This window comes from Stenotrophomonas sp. YJH_SMC_40 (assembly GCF_059368615.1).
This window is the reverse complement of record NZ_JCAFRX010000005.1, coordinates 234068-252517: the sequence shown is the minus strand read 5'-3', so window position 1 is coordinate 252517 and position 18450 is coordinate 234068. Positions and strand designations below refer to the sequence as shown.

Here is an 18450-nt window from a genome sequence, read left to right as displayed (position 1 = left end):
AATCCAGTCCTATGGGCCTTCGGCATGTGGGTTGGGTTCATCCAGAGCAAAGGAGCAACGGAAATAGTTGGCCGTATCCCGCCAAGCGCCAACGATCGGTTCCTGGATCTGCGCCAGCAGTTCACGGGCCTTGACGGGATCATTGGCCTGGCAGGCGAAGTACGCGAATGATTGCAGGTTCCATGGCGAGGGATAACGTGACAGCACGTCTTCGAAGCCGCGTTTCATGGTCGGCCAGTTCACTTTCGAATCGGTGAACAAACGGTCCTCGTACTCCCGCTGCGAGGCGACCCAGTAGATACGGGCGTACAGCATGTATTGGTCCTGCGGTGGGGCCGCGGCCATGACCCTGCGAGCATAGGCTTCCAGGCCAGCCGGATCGCCGCCCCACTTCGGAGCGAAGTAGCGTACGGCAGCAAAGTAGAGCGGGAAGTAGCCCGGGTAGCGCGCGATGCCTTCGTCATGCAATGCGAAGAAGCGGTCTGCATCCCAACTCTGTTCGATCGCCCGGTGTTCCATCGACTCGTACCAGTACGGGTCCGTGCTGGCGATGTCCTTGTACTTCAGCAGGTAGTCAACGGCCTGCTGCTGCAGCGCCTTGAACGGTGCCCAGTCCTCTTCCTTCACCGTATTTGCATAGCCGGGGCCGCGGATGCTCCAGCCTTGGCGGCTGAGCATCTCAGCCATGGCCAGGCGCGCCGACGGCGACCTGGGGTAGCGCGAGATCCACGCCTGCACGAGCTTCTCGCGACCCTGCCAGTAGGCCGGCTCACGGTTGCGCATGCTGAAGGCATAGCCGATGCCTACGTAGTACGCCGAAAGCTTCCAGACACCACTGCTGAAGTAGCGATCCGTATCCCGGTAACGACTGGCAAGTTGTTCCAGTCTGGCAAAGTCCTGCTTCTCCAGCAGTTGCTGTGCCTGCCGGGAGACTTCAGCGCGTTCGCTTGCTTCATCTTCGCTTGGTTCTTCGGCGTGGGTGATGGTCGCGCACGACAACAGCAGCACCACAAGCAGTGTTCGCATGAATCCTTTCATGAGGGGGACTCCGTGTCGGGGACAGAGGTAGGGGCGTGGCAAGGCAGGGTGGCACGATTGCCATCTCGCCATAGCAAGGGGCATCGCGCAAGTCGGCCGCGTGGTTGTCAAGCTGTCAGGGTCGTTGCCCCCCCAACGTTCAGGGCGCCTGCATCGGCTATCATCGGCCGGTGAACCTGCCTGGCCTGCTGCTGCGATGGATGTTGCTTGTCGCCCTGGTGCTGAATGCACCGGCGCTGGCGCTCGCTGCGTCTTCGTACAGCGGCCCGTCCAGCCAGGGGCATTGCGCTGCACCGCACTCGGCCGCGATGGCTGCAGCCGGCTGCTGCGATGATGCAGCCCCGGCGGCCTGCCAGAGTGGTGAGTGCGAATGCCCACCGGCCTGTCTTGGCATGCTGGCGACATTGAACGGAACACCGGCCTCGCCGTGGCGCGAGGCGCCTGTTCCGGCCAATGCCCAGCAACGCGCACCGCCGCCGAGACTCGACCCGCTGCGGCCCCCCATCGCGTGATTCCCTGCAGGCCCTACGCGCCTGCCGTAGCTGCTCGACTTCTTCTCGACTCTGCCCGCGGCTTCGATGCGCGGGCGGCGGGCTACGTTGCCCGCCTCTGCAAAGGAATCACTCAATGAGCCGTACTCTCTCCCTCGGCCTGCTGCTGGGCACCGTGCTGGCCACGACCGCCTGCGCTCGTGCCGCCGAAGAATCCTCCGCGGCACCGGTCGCCAGCGAAGCACCGGCACCGGCCCAGGCCAGCCCGGCCAAGATCGATCCAGCCTTGCCGATCGCCATCGTGCACAAGACCGCCAGCTGCGGTTGCTGCGGCATCTGGGTCGACCACCTGAAGGCCGCCGGCTTCCAGGTCGATGTGCGCGACACCGATGACATGAATCCAATCAAGGTCCGCTTGGGCGTGCCGGTCGGCAAGGCCTCCTGCCATACCGCCGAGATCGGCGGTTACGTGGTCGAGGGTCACATCCCGGCCGAGGACATCAAGCGCCTGCTGGCCGAACGCCCGGCCGCGCGCGGGCTGGTGCTGCCCGGCATGCCGGCCGGTTCGCCGGGCATGGAAATGCCGGACGGCTACGTGCAGCCGTACACCGTCGAGCTGGTGCGCACCGACGGCAGCACCGAGCCGTTTGCCCAGCACGGGCAAGGTGGCTGACAGCCAGTGGTGGTGCCGGTCGGTCTGACCGGCACCTTTCCTCGCGGCCGACTTGCTCTCTGCAGAGTCGAGCCGTGCTCGACTGCTCTGCGGCTCCGTCGAGCAAGCTCGACGCTACAGAATCAGCGGGTCCCGGCCGTTTCCCTGGCCAACTGCGCGTCGAACTTCTCCTCGGCCGCATCTGCGTAGGCGTTGCAGGTCAGTGCCTCGGCGCTGGCCTTGCTGCCGGCGGCATAGTTCCAGTTGCTGGCGCCCGGATGCGGGGTGAGCAGCAGATCGCAGGGCAGCGCCCGTACCGTTGCGAAGCTGCGCTTGTAGTCCTCGATCAGGCGCGGATAACGGGGATTGCCCTTCAGCTGGTAACCCGGTGCACTCAGGCTGTCGGCGTAGGCGATGCGCACCGGCTTGCCATTGCGGGTGTCGGTCCAGGTCCAGGCGGTGCTGCCCGGGGTGTGCCCTGGCATGAAGTGCGCGGTGAATGCGATGCCGCCCACCGTGACCACTTCGCCATCCATGATGATGCGGTCGGCGCTGGCCGGCGGATAGGTGATGCCGTCGCCAAAGTGCAGGTCGTTGCTGCCGCCGCGCGCCAGCAGCACCGCCGTTTCTGCATTGGCCGCCACATGCGCGCCGGTGCGACGCTTGAGCTCGGCGACCGGGCCGGCGTGGTCGGCATGCGCATGGCTGAGCAGGATCAATCGCAGGTCCTGCGGGGCCACGCCGCGCAGCTTCATGTTGTCCAGCAGGTGACCGGCCATCTGTGGCATGCCGCCATCCAGCAGTACTGCGCCCTCGGCGGTCTGCACCAGCAGCGCGGTCAGGTCCTCGGTGCCGATCTGCCAGGTGTGGTCGGCAACCTGCAGCGGCGCCATCGGCTGCAGCCAGGACGCATCCACGGTATAGGCCCGCAGTTGTGGCAGCGGTGCCTCGGCGGCGCTGGCGTGGGCGGCCGGAAGAGCGACGGCCAGGGCGAAGGCGAGCAGGGTAAAACGCATGATCCACGTCCGCTTGAAGGAGGCCCAGAAACTAGCATGGGCCTCCTTCATCGCGTCTCGCATAGATTTCATGGCTCCCATAAGGACGCCATGGATCAGTACCGGTACTGCCATCCCAGCGTCAGCACCCGGCCGCGGCCGGAGAAATAGCTCGGGTTCGACGGCGTGGTCTGCGAGTAGTAGCTGATGTACTGCCTGTCCGCCAGATTCTGCGCGCCCAGCGTGAAGGCATGCTTGTCCAGCGTATAGCGCGCGACCAGATCCACGGTGGTGTAACCCTTGAACTCGGCCACCCGCGCGCCACGCAGGTCGAAGTCGCGGTCGAAGGCGTGACTGGCCTGCAGGCGGGTGCTCAGCTGCGGCGTCCAGCTCTGTTCCCAGAACGCAGTCAGCCGGTTCGGCGCGATGTTCACACCAGCCAGGTCGCTGTCGAGGCGACCGTCAACGTCGGCGTCGTAGCGGCCGTTGGCGCGTGCATAGCCCAGTCCGAGGCGGCTGTTGCCCAACCGCAGGCGAAGGTTGCTTTCAAAGCCTTCCACGCGGGTGGCCTGGCGCTGTACCGCATAGGCATCGATGCCCGGATCGTAGATCAGTACCGAGCCGAGCCCGGATTCGGAGGTGTAGTAGGCAATGTCACCGCTGAAGCGGCCATCGTCGTACTCCAGTCCGATCTCGCGGTTGTCCGACACCACCGGTGACAGGTCGATGAGGCTGTCCACGCGCTGGCCGTCGCGGTTGATCGCGCGCAGCACGCGGCCGACGTCGGCCACGGTGTAGCCTTCCGAGTATGAGGCATAGGCGTTGAGGCGATCGTTGATGTACCAGACCGCGCCGAAGTTGGGCAGGGTCTCGCTCATGGTCGGCTTGCCACCGGCCACCTTGCGTGCGCCGTAACGGGGCAGGGTGGTGTAGTCGCCTACTTCCAGCTCGCCCTTTTCGTAGCGCAGGCCGCCGGACAGCATCAGGTGATCGGTCGGCCACCAGTGCAGCTGCAGCAGCGGTGACAGGCTCTGGTAGGTGGTCTGCGGCACCCAGTTCATGCCACTGGCCAGCAGCACCTGGTGGGTGCGGTCGCGCAGGCCGTCCAGGCCCAGGGTCACGTCCAGCGTGATGTCGGCGACGCGTGTCCAGCTCTGGGTCAGCTTGAAGCCGCGCTTGTCCGATTCGTTCTGGGTCTGGTCCCAGGCGGCATTGGCGCCGGTGTTGCCCCACGGGTCCCATTGGCTGGCACCGTAGCGGCCTTCGAAATCGACCGCGAAGGCCTGCGCCTGGAAACGGCCGCCGAGCAGGTCGGCGGCGCTGTAGTCCACCGTCAGCGAACGCGAGCGGTTCATCGGCGGGTCGAGCGGCGTATCGCCGGGGACCGAAATGGTCGGGCGACCGGTCCGGTAGTCACCATTGATGGCCAGGTAGTTGTCCAGCCCGCGCAGTTCGTAGCGGTTGGCCACGACCTGCAGGCGGTGGCCGTCGGCGATGTTCCAGCCCAGCTTGGCGAATACGTTCGATGAGGTCGAGTCCATCAGCTCGCCCTGCGCGTTGGTGCCGATCGATCGGCCCTCGCCGTCGTGATACAGGCCCTGCTTCTCATAGGCCAGACCGGCGACCAGGTCGAACTGCCCGCCACGCACGCCCACCAGGGCCGAGCCGCGCTGGCCGTTGTCGTCGTGGCGGCTGGGCACGGCAGCGCTGTAGCTGACATTGGTGTCGAGCAGGAACGCGCCCGGCTCACTGGGCGCACTGCGGGTGATGATGTTGACGATGCCGCCGGTACCGCCGATGCCCTGCAGCGCGTTGGCACCGTGGATGACCTCGATGCGTTCGATCATCGCCGGGTCGATGGTGTGCGAATCACGGGAGCCATCTCGCAGCGGCGTGGACTGCGGCACGCCGTCGACCATGTACAGGATGCCGCGGCCGCGCATGGTTTCGCCGTAGTTGGACATCTTCTCGCGCGCCGGGGCAAACGCCGGGATCTGCGACGACAGCACCCGCGACACATCCGAGCCCAATGCCAGCTGCTGGGCGATGTCCTCGCGGGTCAGCACCGTGATGGTATTGGGCATGGCGGTCTCGCCCTGCGGCATGCGCGCGGTCGAGGCCGAGACCGTGACGCGGGCCAGCGACGTCGTCGAGGCGGATGACGGCGCCGATGATGCGGCCCGGGCCGGGGTGCGCGGCTTCGCCGGCGCTGGCGCGGCACTCACCACGAACACCCCTGGCGAACGTTCCTGCATCGCCAGGCCTTGGCCTGCCAGCAGCCGCTGCAGGGCCTCACGCGGGGTGTAGCGGCCATCAACAGCCGGGGCGCTGCGGCCGCTCACGCTGTCGGCGGCGAACAACAGCTGGATGCCACTCTGCCGCGCCAACGCAGTGAGCGAGGCCTGCAACGGGCCGGCCGGCAGGTGCAGCTCGACGGGCGCGGATGCAGCGGTCTGCGCCGTGGCGGGCAGGGCCGCACAGAGGCAGGCAGCGAGCAGGGTAGGGGCCAGCCGGCGCAGGGCGGCAGGCGGAACAGGGCGGGTCATGCGGGGGTCCTTCGGAAGGGTTCAAGCACTTGCCGGATGGGACGACGCGCAACCCACCCTCGGTGTGGCATTCAATCGCGGGCGCGCAGATGCAGGCTGCCATCGGAAGCGGTGTGCACCTGTACCGGCAGGATCTCGGGCAGCAGCGCGAGTACGGTTTCGGCGCGGTCGGCATCGAAGACGCCTGACACCTGCAGCGGCCCCAGTGTCGGGTCGTCCAGCACGATGGGACGGTCGTGATAACGCTGCAGGATGCGCAGGACCTCGCTCAGTGGCATGCGGTCGAACTGCAGGCGCCCGCTGGTCCAGTCCGCCTGCTCTGGATCGATGGCCTCCGGGGGTGACAGCGAACCGCGTTGTGCCAGCAGGCGCTGCCCTGGCTTCAGCCGCTGTTCGCTGCCGCCCTCGTCGACGCGTACGCCGACCTCGCCGCGCCACAGTGTCACCTCGCTCAGTTCACCCTGGCGGTCGACGTCGAACACCGTGCCGTAGTTGCGCACGTGGACCGCGCCGGCATCCACCTCGAAGCGCCGCCAGGCCGAGTGCTGCACCTCGAAGCGTGCCCGCCCTTGGTCCAGCAGTACCTGCCGGGAGCGCAGATGGCGGCGCACCTGCACGTGGGTGCCCGCATCCAGTTGTAGCCGACTGCCATCGGCCAGGACGAGTTCGCGGCGTTCGCCCACGCCGGTCTGGTAGTCGCGGACCTGCCAGGCCGGGTCGGCCACGAATACGGCACCGGCCAGCACCAGCAACATGGGCAGGACCCGCTTCGTGCCGCCACCGCGGCGGCGCAGCGTTTCCGGCTCGGGCAGCGGGAAGCGTTGCTTCAGGGCGTCCCGATGCTGGTCCAGGACCTGGTCGGTGGTGGGGACCTCGGGCGGCGGTGGTGGTGCAGGTGCATCGCTCATTGCGGCGTGCCCTGCTGGCGGCAATCGGCCATGGCAAGCCGCAGGTGACGCTCCACCGCCTTCAGACCGATGCCCATGCGCTGCGCGACGTCGGCCTGCGGCAGCTCGTGGATCTTGTGCAGGATGAAGACCTGCTGGCGCCGGCAGGGCATGCGCTCGATGGTAGCGCTCAGGCGTTGCAAGGCCTGCTGTCCCTGCGCCTGCTGCTCGGGGCCCGGGCGTGGGCAGGCGTCATCGGGCAATTCGGCACGCGCCTCCACCCAGTGCCGGCGCAGATCCTCGGCGCGGCAGCGGTCCACCGCCGCATCATGGGCGATGCGCCGCAGCAGCGCGATGGGTTGCCGAGCATCGTAGGCGGCTGGACGTTCCAGCAGCCGCACGCAGACATCGTGCACCACTTCACGGGCCAGCCCTGGCGACCGGAACCGGCAGCGCAGGTACTCCACCAGTTCCTCGTAGTGGCGCACCAGCGAGGACACCAGCGGCAGCGCAGGAGGGGGCAGGGAAGGCAGCTGGGACATCCGGACTGGAAGCAAGGGCAAGGGGCGGGCGCGGGGAGGGCATCCCTGCGCGATGACGCAATACTAATGGGAACCGTTCGCGTTTGCTATGTCGCGCGGGGGTCGGGATTGTTCGACGGGGCTGGAAAGTGAAACCACGATCATCGTCTGGAGCGCAGAATCGGCCGCGGCTAGCCTGCCAGCAGGCTCAAGGAGATGGACCATGCATGTGCTTCTGGTGATGGTGGGTGGTGTGGTGCTGCTGGGCGTTTTCCTGCTGTTCGGGCGGCTGTGGAGCGTAGGCCAGTCACAGCTGCCCACGGCCCTGATCGCGTTCATCGCCACCTGGCTGCTGGTGACGGTGGCCAACATGTGGGTGGGCGTAAGCAAGGCCGGTTACGCCGTCCGGGAGGAGCTGCCGATCCTGCTGCTGGTGTTTGCCGTGCCGGCGTTGCTGGCTGGTCTGCTGTACTGGCGCCTGGCGCGCTGAAGGACGGCCATGAGCACACGACTGAGACTGCCTGCCCTGCGCCAGCGCGATGGCCACCACGCTCGCGTGACCTACGAAGAGCTGTTCTTCGACCTCGTCTACGTCTTTGCGGTTACCCAGCTCAGCCACCATCTGCTGCATCACCTGGACCTGGTCGGGGTGATGCAGACGCTGGTGCTGTGGTTCGCGGTCTGGTTGGGCTGGCAGTACGCCTGCTGGGTCAGCAACTGGTTCGATCCGGAGGCGCCACGCATCCGCAGCCTGCTGTTCGTCACCATGCTGCTGGCGCTGCTGATGTCCTCGTCCATTCCCGAGGCCTTCGCTGAACGCGCCTGGGTCTTCGCGGGGGCCTACGCCACCATGCAGGTCGGGCGCACGGTGTTCGTGCTGCTGGAGGTCGGTCGCAGCCATCCGCTGGCGCCCAACTTCCGCCGCATGCTGGCGTGGGTAAGTGTATCGGCCTGTTTCTGGCTGGCCGGCGCTGCGGCCGAGGGCAATCTGCGGCTGGCACTGTGGGCGATGGCGGTGGCCTGCGAATACATCTCGCCGATGTTCGGCTTCGCGTTCCCGGGCATGGGCCGGTCGCACACCCGTGACTGGACCATCGAAGGCGGGCACCTGGCCGAGCGTTGCCAGTTGTTCGTCATCGTCGCCCTGGGTGAGACGCTGCTGGCCACTGGCGGCGTGCTCAGCGAGGTCGAGCATTGGAGCGGCGATGTGGTCTCGGCGGTGCTCGCCACCTTCGCCGGCACCATCGCCATGTGGTGGCTGTATTTCGGTATCTCCAGCCGCGACGCCACTGCGGCGATCACCCATTCCGAGGACCCCGGGCGGATGGGCGCCAACTTCCACTACGTGCATGCGCTGCTGATCGCCGGCATCATCGCCACCGCGGTCGGCAACGATCTGGTCATGGACCATCCTGGCGCAGCGGTGACCCCGGTCTACGCCACGGTGCTGGTAGCGGGGCCGTTGATCTACCTGCTGGGCAGTGCCTTGTACAAGCGCATCGTGTACGGGCGCGCCCCGTATTCGCATCTGGTCGGTGCAGTGGCGTTGGTCGTGTTGGGGGTGGTTTTGCCGCACACCCATCTGCTGGGCGCCGGCTGGCTGACCAGCGCGGTGCTGCTGGCGGTGGGCTTGATGGATACGCAGTTGAAGCGTCGCCTGCGGCGCGCATGATCCGCACGCGCCGTTGCCGCATTATCGACGAGGGAGAGCAGGATGCAGGGCGAAGCGCGCAGAACCTTTGAAGTGAAGCTGCTGCCGATCGGTGGCAACGACGGCCCGATCGGGGTGATGTCGATCGACAAGGTCTTCCATGGTGACCTGCAGGGCAGCAGTGTCGGCCAGATGCTGGCCTTCCGCAGCCCGGTGCAGGGCTCAGCGGGCTATGTGGCGATGGAACGGGTAACGGCCACGCTGGCTGGGCGTCAGGGCGCTTTTACCTTGCAGCACAACGGTCTGATGACTCGGGGAACGCCGGAGCTGAACGTGGTGGTGGTGCCCGATTCGGGCAGTGAAGGACTGCTCGGTCTGAGCGGCACACTGGAGATCTCCATCAGTGAAGGCCGCCACGACTACCGGTTGGTCTATGTGTTGCCGGAGCCGGAATAGACCGTTCCCGGAGTCACGCGCTGCCGGCCTGCAGGCGGTCATACATCCGCACCAGGTCGACCAGGGTGCGTGCGCCCATCTTGCGCATCACCTGCGCACGACGCACCTTCACCGTGATCTCGCTGACGCCGAGGTCGCCGGCGATCTGCTTGTTGAGGCGGCCGCGTACCACGCCGTCGACCACCTCGCGCTCGCCCGCGTTCAGCGAATCCCAGCGTTGCTGGAGCGCGCCGAGCACGTCGCCCTCGCGGCGGCGCTGGCGGTCGATCTCGATGCCCTTGTGGATGGCATCCAGCAGTTCCTGGTCGCGGAAGGGTTTGGTCAGGAACTCGATGGCGCCGTCCTTGATCGCGTTGACGCCCATCGCGATGTCGCCGTGGCCGGTGATGAACACCACCGGCAGCTGCAGGCCGTGACTGCCCATCGTGCGATGGAACTCCAGCCCACTCTGGCCGGGCATGCGCACGTCCAGCACCAGGCAGGCCGGTGCATCTTCCAGTTCGTGTTCGAGGAAGGCCTGGGTGGAAGCGAACGCCCGCACCTGCAGGCCCATCGAGGCCAGCAGGTCTTCCAGTGCCGCGCGCACCGACGGGTCGTCGTCGATTACGTAGACGATGGGTGCTGAATCAATGGCTGGGGCAGCGGGCTTACGCATGTTGAACGTCCGTGGCGATGGGCAGGTCGAAGACGAAGCAGGCACCGCCGCCTGCTGGTCGTTCGGCGCGGATCTGGCCGTCGTTGGCCTCGATCATCGAACGGCTCAGGCTGAGGCCCAGTCCCAGCCCGTGTGACTTGGTGGTCCAGAAGGCATCGAATACACGCTCGGGATGATCGGCGGGCAGGCCGACGCCGCGGTCGCGCACGCTGAGACTGACCCGCTGACCGTCACGTCGGGTCAGCAGCGACAGGCGTCGGTCGGCGGGAGGCAGGGTTTCCATTGCGTCCACCGCATTGAGAATCAGGTTGCCGATCACCTGCTGCACCTGCACACGATCGGCCTGCACCGGGGGCAGGTCGGCATCCAGCAGCAGGGCCACGGCCACGCCGTGCTGATCCAGTTCGCTGCGTGACAGCGCCAGCATTTCCTCCACCGCGTGGTTCAGGTCGAAGGCGTGCCGTTCCGGAGCGGCGCCTTGGGTAAGTCCGCGGATGCGGGCGATCACGTCACCGGCACGGTGCGCGTCGGCCAGGATGCGGGCCACGGTCTGGCGTGCCTTGTCCACGTTCGGCGGATCCTGTGCCAGCCAACGCTGGCAGGCTTCGGCACTGCTGGCAATAGCCGCCAGCGGCTGGTTCACTTCATGCGCGATGGAGGTGGTCAATTCGCCCACGGTCGAGGCGCGCGCCACCCGCAGCAGGCGGCCCTGCGCTTCCTGCACGGCGGCCTTGGCCGCTTCCATGTTCAGGGCGAGGTAGGTGGTGATGCCGATCACCAGCATGCCGATCACAGAATTGACCAGGCCGATGCGATAGGTGCCGAAGCGGGTCAGGAAGAAGCTCAGCCCGGTGAGTGCGATGCAGGCGACGGCCAGGGTGATCAGCCCGCGCGCGCTCAGTACGCGCGCTGCGGCGAGGATGACCGCCGCGTAGAAGCAGGCTGCCGCGACCGCGTAATCGGTGACGGTATCGATCAGGAAGATCGCCGCCATCACGACGATCAGGGCCAGCAGCATCAGCGGGCGGCGGGGCGACAGCGATGGCATCGGGATGGCTCCCTGGCGTGGGCGGAAAGGATAGCAAAGCCGCCATCGGTGGATGCCGACCCTGGTCGGCAGGCTCTAGTGCCGTGGGTGCCGGCTCATGGTAGGTGTCGACCGTTGGTCGGCACAGCACTTGAACGGCGGGGTGATGAGGGTTTGTGCCGACCAACGGTCGGCACCCACCAAAGCGATGCACGGTGCGTCCGGAGTTCATGAGGTTGCCGGCCCGCGGCCGGCACTACTCTTCCAGGCTGGCGTTCCAGAACCCCTGCAGTACGCCGGGCGTGGTCGCCAGCGTGGCCAGTACCGCATCCAGTTCGCCGGCATCCACCGTGGTGGCATACAACACCGCTTCGATCTCCACGTCACGCTCGCCGAATGGCCGCTGGTCCACCGCGCGCACCGGGTACTGCGCCTGCTCAAGCAGCAGCAACAACCGGTCCAGTACCTCGGCCTGCTGCTCGCGCTGGCAGACCACGTTGATCGCATAGGTCGCCTCGCTGAACGCTTCCGGCAGCGGCTGCCGCTGGATGCGGTTCACCACCGGCCGCAGCAGGGTGTTGGCAGCCAGCACGAACACTGCCGCCAGCACCGCTTCGGGCAGCAGCTTGATACCGGCACACGCACCCACCGCCGCCGAGCCCCACAGGGTGGCGGCGGTGTTCAGGCCGGACACCTGGGCGCCGTCCTTCATGATCGCGCCGGCGCCGAGGAAGCCGACGCCGGAGATCACATAGGCCACCACATGCAGCGGCGAGGGTGGACCGCCGTACAGGTCATGGAAGCGCACCGCCAGATCGACGAACACTGCCGCGCCCACCGCTACCAGCGTATTGGTGCGCAGGCCGGCGGTGCGTTGGCGCAGCTGCCGCTCCAGGCCGATGATCGTGCCCAGCACGAACGCCACCGACAGGCTGATCAGCGAGCTCAAGGTCGCGCCGGCGTTGAAGGCCGGCAGGTTGGGATTGATGTCCATTGTGCTTCTCCCTGGACAAGCGGCGGACGTTTACTGCCAGCCGTACCGGCGGATGTAGAACTTCTTCAGCGCGGTGGTCAGCACCGCATAGCCGAACAGGATCGCCACCAGGAACGGCCAGTAGCCAGCCGGAAGCGCCTGCAGCTTGAAGTAGCCGGCCAGCGGACTCATCGGCAGGGCCACGCCAATGGTCATGATCAGGCCGGTCATCAGCAGCAGTGGCGGCGCGGCAATGCTCTGCAGGAACGGCACCTTCGGCGTACGGATCATGTGCACGATCAGGGTCTGGGTCAGCAGTCCGACCACGAACCAGCCGGACTGGAACAGGCCCTGGTCGGCCGGCGTGCGTGCATCGAACACGTACCACATCAGCGCGAAGCAACTCAGGTCGAAGATCGAGCTGATCGGCCCGAAGAACACCATGAAGCGGCCGATGTCCGCCGGATTCCATTTCAGTGGCTTGCGCACCAGCTCCTCGTCAACGTTGTCGAACGGGATGGCGATCTGCGAGACGTCGTACAGCAGGTTCTGCACCAGCAGCTGCAGCGGCAGCATCGGCAGGAACGGCAGGAAGGCCGAGGCCACCAGCACCGAGAACACATTGCCGAAGTTGGAGCTGGCGGTCATGCGGATGTACTTCAGCATGTTGTTGAACGTGCGCCGGCCCTCGATGACACCTTCCTCCAGCACCATCAGGTTCTTTTCCAGCAGGATGATGTCGGCGGCCTCCTTGGCGATGTCCACCGCACTGTCCACGCTGATGCCGATGTCGGCCGCGCGCAGCGCCGGTGCATCGTTGATGCCGTCGCCGAGGAAGCCGACCACCTTGCCCTGTGCGCGCAGCTCGCGCACCAGGCGCTCCTTGTGCAGCGGCGTCAGCCGGGCGAATACGCGGTGGTGGTGCAGGGCGCGTGAGAGTGCACCGTCATCCATGCGCTCGATCTGCGGGCCGGTCAGTATGGTGTCGGCGTCCAGCCCCACCTGTGCGCAGACGCGGGCGGTCACCAGTTCGTTGTCACCGGTGAAGACCTTGACCTCCACGCCATGCGCGGCCAGCGCCTGCAGCGCCTGCGCTGCCGATTCCTTGGGCGGGTCCAGGAAGGCCACGTAGCCGACCAGGGTCAGGTCGCACTCGTCGGCCTGAGAATAGGTGGTCTGGCTGGCAGCGGTCTCCTTCATCGCCACCGCCACCACGCGCAGACCCTGCTCGTTCAGTTCCTCGGTGGTCTGCCGCACGCGGGCCAAGCGGTGCTCGTCCAGTGGCATGTCCTGGCCGTTCTCGCGAACGGTACTGCACACCGCCAGCATTTCTTCCACCGCGCCCTTGCAGATCAGCTCATGATGGTCCTCGCGCTCGGACACCACCACCGACATGCGGCGGCGCTCGAAGTCGAACGGAATCTCGTCCACCTTGTGGTAGTCCTGCGACAGCCGCAGCGAACTCTGCAGCTCCACGTGCTCCAGCACCGCGCGATCCAGGAGGTTGATCAGCCCGGTCTGGAAGTGGCTGTTGAGATAGGCGAACTTCAGTACGTCTTCCGAATCGTGGCCGAACACATCGGTGTGGCGCTCCAGCGCGATCCTGTCCTGGGTGAGCGTGCCGGTCTTGTCGGTGCACAGCACTTCCATGGCGCCGAAGTTCTGGATCGCATCCAGGCGCTTGACGATCACCTTGCGCCGCGACAGCAGCACCGCACCCTTGGCCAGGGTGGAGGTGACGATCATCGGCAGCATCTCCGGCGTCAGGCCCACTGCCACCGACAGCGCGAACAGAAACGCCTCGGTCCAGTCACCCTTGGTCCAGCCGTTGATCAGCAGCACGAACGGCACCATCACCAGCGCGAAGCGGATCAGCAGCCAGCTGACACTGTTGACGCCGGCCTGGAATGCGGTCGGCGCACGGTCGGTGGCGGTGCTGCGCTGGGCCAACGTGCCGAAGTAGGTGCGGTTGCCGGTGGCCAGCACCACGGCGGTGGCCGTGCCGGACACCACATTGGTGCCCATGAACAGCAGGTTGTGCTGTTCCAGCAGGCCGGCCAGGCCGTCGCCCGGGTGCGCGAACTTCTCTACCGGCAGCGATTCGCCGGTCATCGCGGCCTGGGCGACGAACAGGTCCTTGGCGGTCAGCACGCGGCAATCGGCCGGAATCATGTCGCCTGCCGACAGCACGATGTGGTCGCCGGGCACCAGCTCACGGATCGGCAGGTCCAGCAGGCGCGCCGGACGGCGGCTGTGCAGGTGCGCACCGAAGTACTGGTCAGCCACATCGGCGGCTTCGGTACCCGGATTGCGGCGCAGCACGCGTGCGGTATTACCGACCAGTGCCTTCAGTCGTTCGGCGGCACGGTTCGAACGCCCCTCCTGCACGAAGCGGATCAGCGTGGACAGCAGCACCATCGCACCGATCACCACGGTGGCCTTGATGTCCTCGGTCAGCCAGGACACCGCCGCCAGCACGGTCAGCAGCAGATTGAACGGATTGCGGTAGCACTGCCACAGGTGCCGCCACCACGGCAGCGGCTTTTCGTGATCCACCTCGTTGGGGCCGAGCGCGGCCAGCCGCTCCTCGGCTTCATGCGGGCTGAGGCCGTCGGCGTGCGATTCCAGCGTGGCCAGCAGCTCGGCTTCCTCCTGCTGGGCGAGGGTGACCAGGCCGGTGGTAAGCGCGAACGGCGCAGCTTCGGCGCTGCCCGGGCCGAATCCAGCTTCGGGCATCGCACGGCGGCGGAACAGGTTGCCTGCGCGACGGCTGCGCAGGAAGGCATTGAACCAGGCGTTGAGCAGGCTCATGGGACTCTCCTCGAATTTCAGAGCCGGCCGCGGCCGGAACACGAACGGAACGGTTGGAACAGGTCAGGCGTGGCGCATCGCCAGCACCGCCGGCGACCACGGCTGCATGTGCAGGCGCTGGCTGCCGCCGATGCACAGCGGCTTCATGGCATCGCGCAGGGGGTAGGGCAGATGACGCAGCACGGTGATGCGCTCGCTGATCGGCAGCAGCGACAGCGCGTCAGCCACCACGCGTGGCGAACCGAGCGACAGGGAACGGGCGAACATCACCGGGCCGTGCTGCAGCAGCTGGCTGCGCAGGGCGGCGACATCGCGCTCGCCGATCAGGCGGCGCAGGGTGATGTAGAGGATCTTGTAGGACATGGGGGCGATCTCCAGGCAGGCGGCACCTGGCGATCCCCCGTCACTCAGGCAGGCAGGGACCGGCGGGCAGGCGCCAGGAACAGGCAACAAGCGGTCATCCGGGGCGCGTCGCGCCCGGCAGGGTCGGGGTCCATCTGCGTCTCCATGAGGGGAGGGTGCCGGCCAGGGTTGCCCTGGCCAGTGGCGCTATTGTCCGCCCCTGAATGGGGCAGGCCTAGAGGCTCGTGGGTTAGCCCGGCTATACCTTGGTATAGCCGGGTACCCGTAGCGCCAATCGAGGGTTCAGTGATGGATCAATGCGAAGCGCTGGTCTGCTTGCACACGTCGTACTCGCCACGGCTCAGCGTCTTGTTGCGGTCTGTGTCGCAGGAGTGCAGTCGTTCGGCCCAGTCCGGTGCCACGGCATCCACCTCGGCCAGCGTGACGATGCCGTCCTTGTCCTTGTCCAGCGATTCGTAGGCAGGGATGAGCCTTACTTCGGTCACGTCCTCGGCGGCCGTTGCCTTGCTGGCCTCCTGGGTCTTGGAACAGGCGCCCAGCAGCAGACCCGCACACAGCGAGAGAGCGATGGGAAGGCAGCGGTAACCGGTCATGGCGTGCTCCTGGGGAAAGGGCGAACCACCGGTGTGGTGGCCACGGCCGGATCTTCTGCGCGGGGCTGTAAGCGGGCTGCGAAGAATGGGGCCTGTGGACCGTTGCCGGTGGGCCGCCATTCACCGGGCCGCGCAGCAGCGATTGCACGGAGCTGGCCCTACCCTCGAACGGTGGGATGCCGGCCAGCGGCCGGCACTCCCCATCTGCTCAGAAACGGTCGGCAAACGCATCCGTCGCCCGCACCAGCGCATCGACCGTGGCCGGCTCGTTGGCGCTGTGGCCGGAGGTCACCATCTCCAGCCGCGCTTCCGGCCAGGCCTTGGCCAGGTCCCACGCGCTGCGCGCCGGGCAGATGATGTCGTAGCGCCCCTGCACGATCACACCCGGGAGGTGGCGGATGCGATCGATATCGCGCAGCAGCTGGTCGGGTTCCAGGAAGATGCCGTTGCGGAAGTAGTGCGCTTCAATACGGGCCTTCGCCAGCGTATCCAGCGGATCATCGGTGGATTCGGCATCCACGTCGTGCTGCAGGGTGGCGGCGTTGTCTTCCCAGCCCAGCCAGGCCTGCGCGGCTTCGATGCGGGTCGCTTCATCCGGGCCGTCCATGCGGTTCCAGTAGGCGGCGATCATGTCGCCGCGCTCGGCTTCTGGAATGTAGGCCTCATAGCGGTCCCAGCGCTCCGGGAAGATCCAGCGCGCACCGCCGTTGGCCTCGGCAAACCAGCGGTTCTCGATCTCACGACCGAGGAACACACCACGCACGATCAGGCCAGTAGCGCGCTCGGGATGTGCCTGTGCATAGGCCAGCGACAGCGTCGAACCCCAGGAGCCGCCGTAGACCAACCAACGTTCGATGCCGAGGTGCTCGCGCACCTTCTCGATGTCGGCCACCAGATCCTGCGTGGTGTTGTCGCGCAGTTCGCCAAACGGTGTGGAGCGGCCGCTGCCACGCTGGTCGATCAGCACGATGCGGTAGCGCGCTGGGTCGAAGAAGCGGCGATGGGTCGGCGAGATGCCAGCACCCGGGCCGCCGTGCAGGTACACCACCGGAATGCCCTCCGGCGTGCCGCACTCTTCGATGTGCAGCGTGTGCAGATCGCTCACCGGCAGGGTGAACTCGCGATAGGGCTCGATGGCGGGGTACAGGGTGCGCATGGCGGGGGCCTCACAAGCAGGGGCGGCCAGCATACCCCCACCCGTGGCACCCGGCAGCGCTGGCTGCCTGCCCGGTGATGGAAATGCGCTTGCCGATGCGCATAAGCTTCGATGATGCAAGCAACCCCGACACGGATGTTCACCTTCGACCCCGGCCTCAGCAGTGGCGCTCGCGAGCTGCTGAAGTGGATCGCACTGCTGGCCATGACCGGCGATCATGTGGCCAAGGTGGTCTTCGGCGGCTACGTGCCGGTGGTCAGCGAACTGGGGCGTATCGCGTTCCCGCTGTTCGCGCTGGTGATGGCCTGCAACCTGGCCCAGCCCGGCGCCGACCTGCGCAAGTCGATGCGCAGACTGGCCTTATGGGGCGTGATCGCGCAGCCGTTGCATGCACTGGCGTTCGGTTCCTGGCTGCCGCTCAACATCCTGCTCACCTTTGCTTTTGCTGCAGTGGCCGTGCATGCGCTGGCGAACAATCGGCCGGTGCAGCTGTTGCTTGCCGCCGGCGTGTTGCCGATGTTCGTGGATTACCAATGGGCCGGTGTGGGCTGCGTGCTGCTGGCCTGGATCGCGTTCCGGCATCGGGCGTGGTGGCTGTTGCTGGTTGGGCTTGCAGCGGTGTGCTGGGCCAACCACAACGGCTGGGCGCTGCTGGCCGTTCCGGTGGTGCTGTTGGCCACGCGGGTGCCGTGGCAACTGCCGCGCTGGCGCTGGATGTTCTATGGGTACTACGTAGGGCATCTGGCGGTGCTGGCGTTGATTGCCCATCTGCTTGCGTAATGTCGGAACCGGCATGTCGCATGTCTCGAATGCCAGACGCAGTCAAAGAATGCGCGTCGCAGGCATGGGTGAAGCATGCCGCCATTGGCGTGGTGCAAGTTATTGAATTTTCGGCGCGATTGTCGATATGCGACAATGCTGCCACTGCGTGAACGTTGCTGTCTTTGCACTTGGGTTGTTGGCGCCTGCCACCCCGTTGTGCACATGATGGGGTGCCATCGAAAAAGGATGGCCGGGGGCTGGAATCCCCGTTGGTTGTGTTGTTCGCGCTTGTCAGCCGGCGTCGCCTTGTGCGGCGCCGGCTGACAACCCGTCCGCGCCTTATGGCGGGCGGTGCGTGGAGGTGCGCGCAAGCGTGCCTACCGGACTGTCTTCACACAACCACCGGATTCCAGCCACGTACCGTCCGCCGCCTTTGTTAAGGGCGGTGGTCCCGCATGCCTTGCACGGAGACCTGCCATGAACGCATCGGAGTTCCCCCATCAGCGCGCCCCGGCCAATGCCGATGAGGGGCACGGCATTCCATTCGACCCCAACAGCCTGATGACCCTGCTGCATCGCATCGGGCTGGGCGCTGCCGCCGACGGCCAGCCTTGGCCCGAGCGCCATCAGCTACCGGGCCGTTGCCTGGCGTTGGCTGATGCTGATGGTGCACTGGCCGGGCTGCGCATCGTGCAGGAAATCCTGCTGGCGGCCGAGCGCGCCCGTCAGAATGGCGGCCCGGACCAGTACGTGGGCGATCGCGTGATGGAAGGGCTGAAGCTGGCTGCATTGGCGTTGACCAGCCATGCCATCTATTGCCTGCACCCGGAATGAAACGTAGATCCACGCCATGCGTGGATGCTGTTGGTGGAT

General features: G+C 66.5%; 18 protein-coding genes. 6 read left to right on the top strand and 12 right to left on the bottom strand.

From position 1 onward, the window contains the following. Nucleotides 1-9 precede the first annotated feature (9 nt). Nucleotides 10-1026 carry a DUF4034 domain-containing protein gene (locus AC5P6X_RS11735; RefSeq protein WP_234411867.1) on the bottom strand — a complete coding sequence of 339 codons (1017 nt, stop codon included), beginning with the start codon at nt 1024-1026 and terminating at the stop codon, nt 10-12. A gap of 639 nt (nt 1027-1665) precedes the next feature. Here AC5P6X_RS11735 and AC5P6X_RS11730 point away from each other — a divergent pair. Continuing rightward, on the top strand, nt 1666-2202 hold the full coding sequence (locus tag AC5P6X_RS11730; protein ID WP_108269811.1) for a DUF411 domain-containing protein: 537 nt from the start codon (nt 1666-1668) through the stop codon (nt 2200-2202). 122 nt (nt 2203-2324) lie between these two features. Here the strand turns inward: AC5P6X_RS11730 and blaL1 are convergent, their stop codons facing one another. From blaL1 to AC5P6X_RS11710, 4 genes are all read right to left on the bottom strand, one after another. Then, a complete protein-coding gene (gene blaL1 / locus AC5P6X_RS11725) occupies nt 2325-3197 on the bottom strand; it encodes a L1 family subclass B3 metallo-beta-lactamase (protein WP_088436320.1) in 873 nt (290 codons plus the stop codon). Between the two features lie 95 nt (nt 3198-3292). Continuing rightward, the gene (locus AC5P6X_RS11720) at nt 3293-5722 is read right to left on the bottom strand and encodes a TonB-dependent receptor (RefSeq protein ID WP_108269812.1); all 2430 of its coding nucleotides are present in this window, start codon (nt 5720-5722) and stop codon (nt 3293-3295) included. A gap of 71 nt (nt 5723-5793) precedes the next feature. After that, nucleotides 5794-6630: a FecR family protein gene (locus AC5P6X_RS11715; RefSeq protein WP_049450832.1), complete on the bottom strand. Its 837-nt coding sequence runs from the start codon at nt 6628-6630 to the stop codon at nt 5794-5796. Beyond that, nucleotides 6627-7151, bottom strand: a complete 525-nt coding sequence (locus AC5P6X_RS11710; RefSeq protein ID WP_049450831.1) for an RNA polymerase sigma factor — start codon at nt 7149-7151, stop codon at nt 6627-6629. Before AC5P6X_RS11710 ends, AC5P6X_RS11715 begins: the two co-directional genes overlap by 4 nt. Nucleotides 7152-7353: 202 nt before the next feature. Here AC5P6X_RS11710 and AC5P6X_RS11705 point away from each other — a divergent pair, with 202 nt between their 5' ends. The 3 genes from AC5P6X_RS11705 to AC5P6X_RS11695 are packed head-to-tail and all read left to right on the top strand — an operon-like array spanning nt 7354 to nt 9237. After that, nucleotides 7354-7620, top strand: coding sequence for a hypothetical protein (locus tag AC5P6X_RS11705; RefSeq protein WP_049450830.1), 267 nt, complete (start codon nt 7354-7356; stop codon nt 7618-7620). Between the two features lie 9 nt (nt 7621-7629). Further along, nucleotides 7630-8802: a low temperature requirement protein A gene (locus AC5P6X_RS11700; RefSeq protein WP_108269813.1), complete on the top strand. Its 1173-nt coding sequence runs from the start codon at nt 7630-7632 to the stop codon at nt 8800-8802. Between the two features lie 42 nt (nt 8803-8844). Continuing rightward, on the top strand, nt 8845-9237 hold the full coding sequence (locus AC5P6X_RS11695; protein ID WP_108269814.1) for a DUF3224 domain-containing protein: 393 nt from the start codon (nt 8845-8847) through the stop codon (nt 9235-9237). Nucleotides 9238-9250: 13 nt separating this feature from the next. Here the strand turns inward: AC5P6X_RS11695 and AC5P6X_RS11690 are convergent, their stop codons facing one another. The 7 genes from AC5P6X_RS11690 to pip form a co-directional block, all read right to left on the bottom strand. Next, nucleotides 9251-9892 (bottom strand): response regulator transcription factor, encoded by a 642-nt coding sequence (locus tag AC5P6X_RS11690; RefSeq protein ID WP_099606016.1) that lies wholly within the window; start codon nt 9890-9892, stop codon nt 9251-9253. Further along, complete coding sequence (locus tag AC5P6X_RS11685) at nt 9885-10940, bottom strand: sensor histidine kinase (RefSeq protein WP_495215457.1); 1056 nt, start codon at nt 10938-10940, stop codon at nt 9885-9887. Before AC5P6X_RS11685 ends, AC5P6X_RS11690 begins: the two co-directional genes overlap by 8 nt. A 235-nt stretch (nt 10941-11175) precedes the next feature. After that, nucleotides 11176-11913, bottom strand: a complete 738-nt coding sequence (locus AC5P6X_RS11680) for an MgtC/SapB family protein (RefSeq protein ID WP_049430484.1) — start codon at nt 11911-11913, stop codon at nt 11176-11178. Between the two features lie 30 nt (nt 11914-11943). Next, nucleotides 11944-14703 (bottom strand): magnesium-translocating P-type ATPase, encoded by a 2760-nt coding sequence (mgtA, locus tag AC5P6X_RS11675; protein WP_088436551.1) that lies wholly within the window; start codon nt 14701-14703, stop codon nt 11944-11946. Nucleotides 14704-14766: 63 nt separating this feature from the next. Next, the gene (locus AC5P6X_RS11670) at nt 14767-15066 is read right to left on the bottom strand and encodes a hypothetical protein (protein ID WP_005413574.1); all 300 of its coding nucleotides are present in this window, start codon (nt 15064-15066) and stop codon (nt 14767-14769) included. Between the two features lie 293 nt (nt 15067-15359). After that, complete coding sequence (locus AC5P6X_RS11665; protein ID WP_088436550.1) at nt 15360-15659, bottom strand: EF-hand domain-containing protein; 300 nt, start codon at nt 15657-15659, stop codon at nt 15360-15362. Between the two features lie 208 nt (nt 15660-15867). Further along, a complete protein-coding gene (pip, locus tag AC5P6X_RS11660; RefSeq protein ID WP_088436549.1) occupies nt 15868-16815 on the bottom strand; it encodes a prolyl aminopeptidase in 948 nt (315 codons plus the stop codon). A 114-nt stretch (nt 16816-16929) separates the two neighbouring features. Between pip and AC5P6X_RS11655 the strand changes: the two genes are divergently transcribed. Both AC5P6X_RS11655 and AC5P6X_RS11650 read left to right on the top strand, forming a co-directional pair. After that, complete coding sequence (locus AC5P6X_RS11655) at nt 16930-17595, top strand: TraX family protein (protein ID WP_088436556.1); 666 nt, start codon at nt 16930-16932, stop codon at nt 17593-17595. A 459-nt stretch (nt 17596-18054) separates the two neighbouring features. Continuing rightward, the gene (locus AC5P6X_RS11650) at nt 18055-18411 is read left to right on the top strand and encodes a hypothetical protein (RefSeq protein ID WP_088436548.1); all 357 of its coding nucleotides are present in this window, start codon (nt 18055-18057) and stop codon (nt 18409-18411) included. Nucleotides 18412-18450 lie beyond the last annotated feature (39 nt).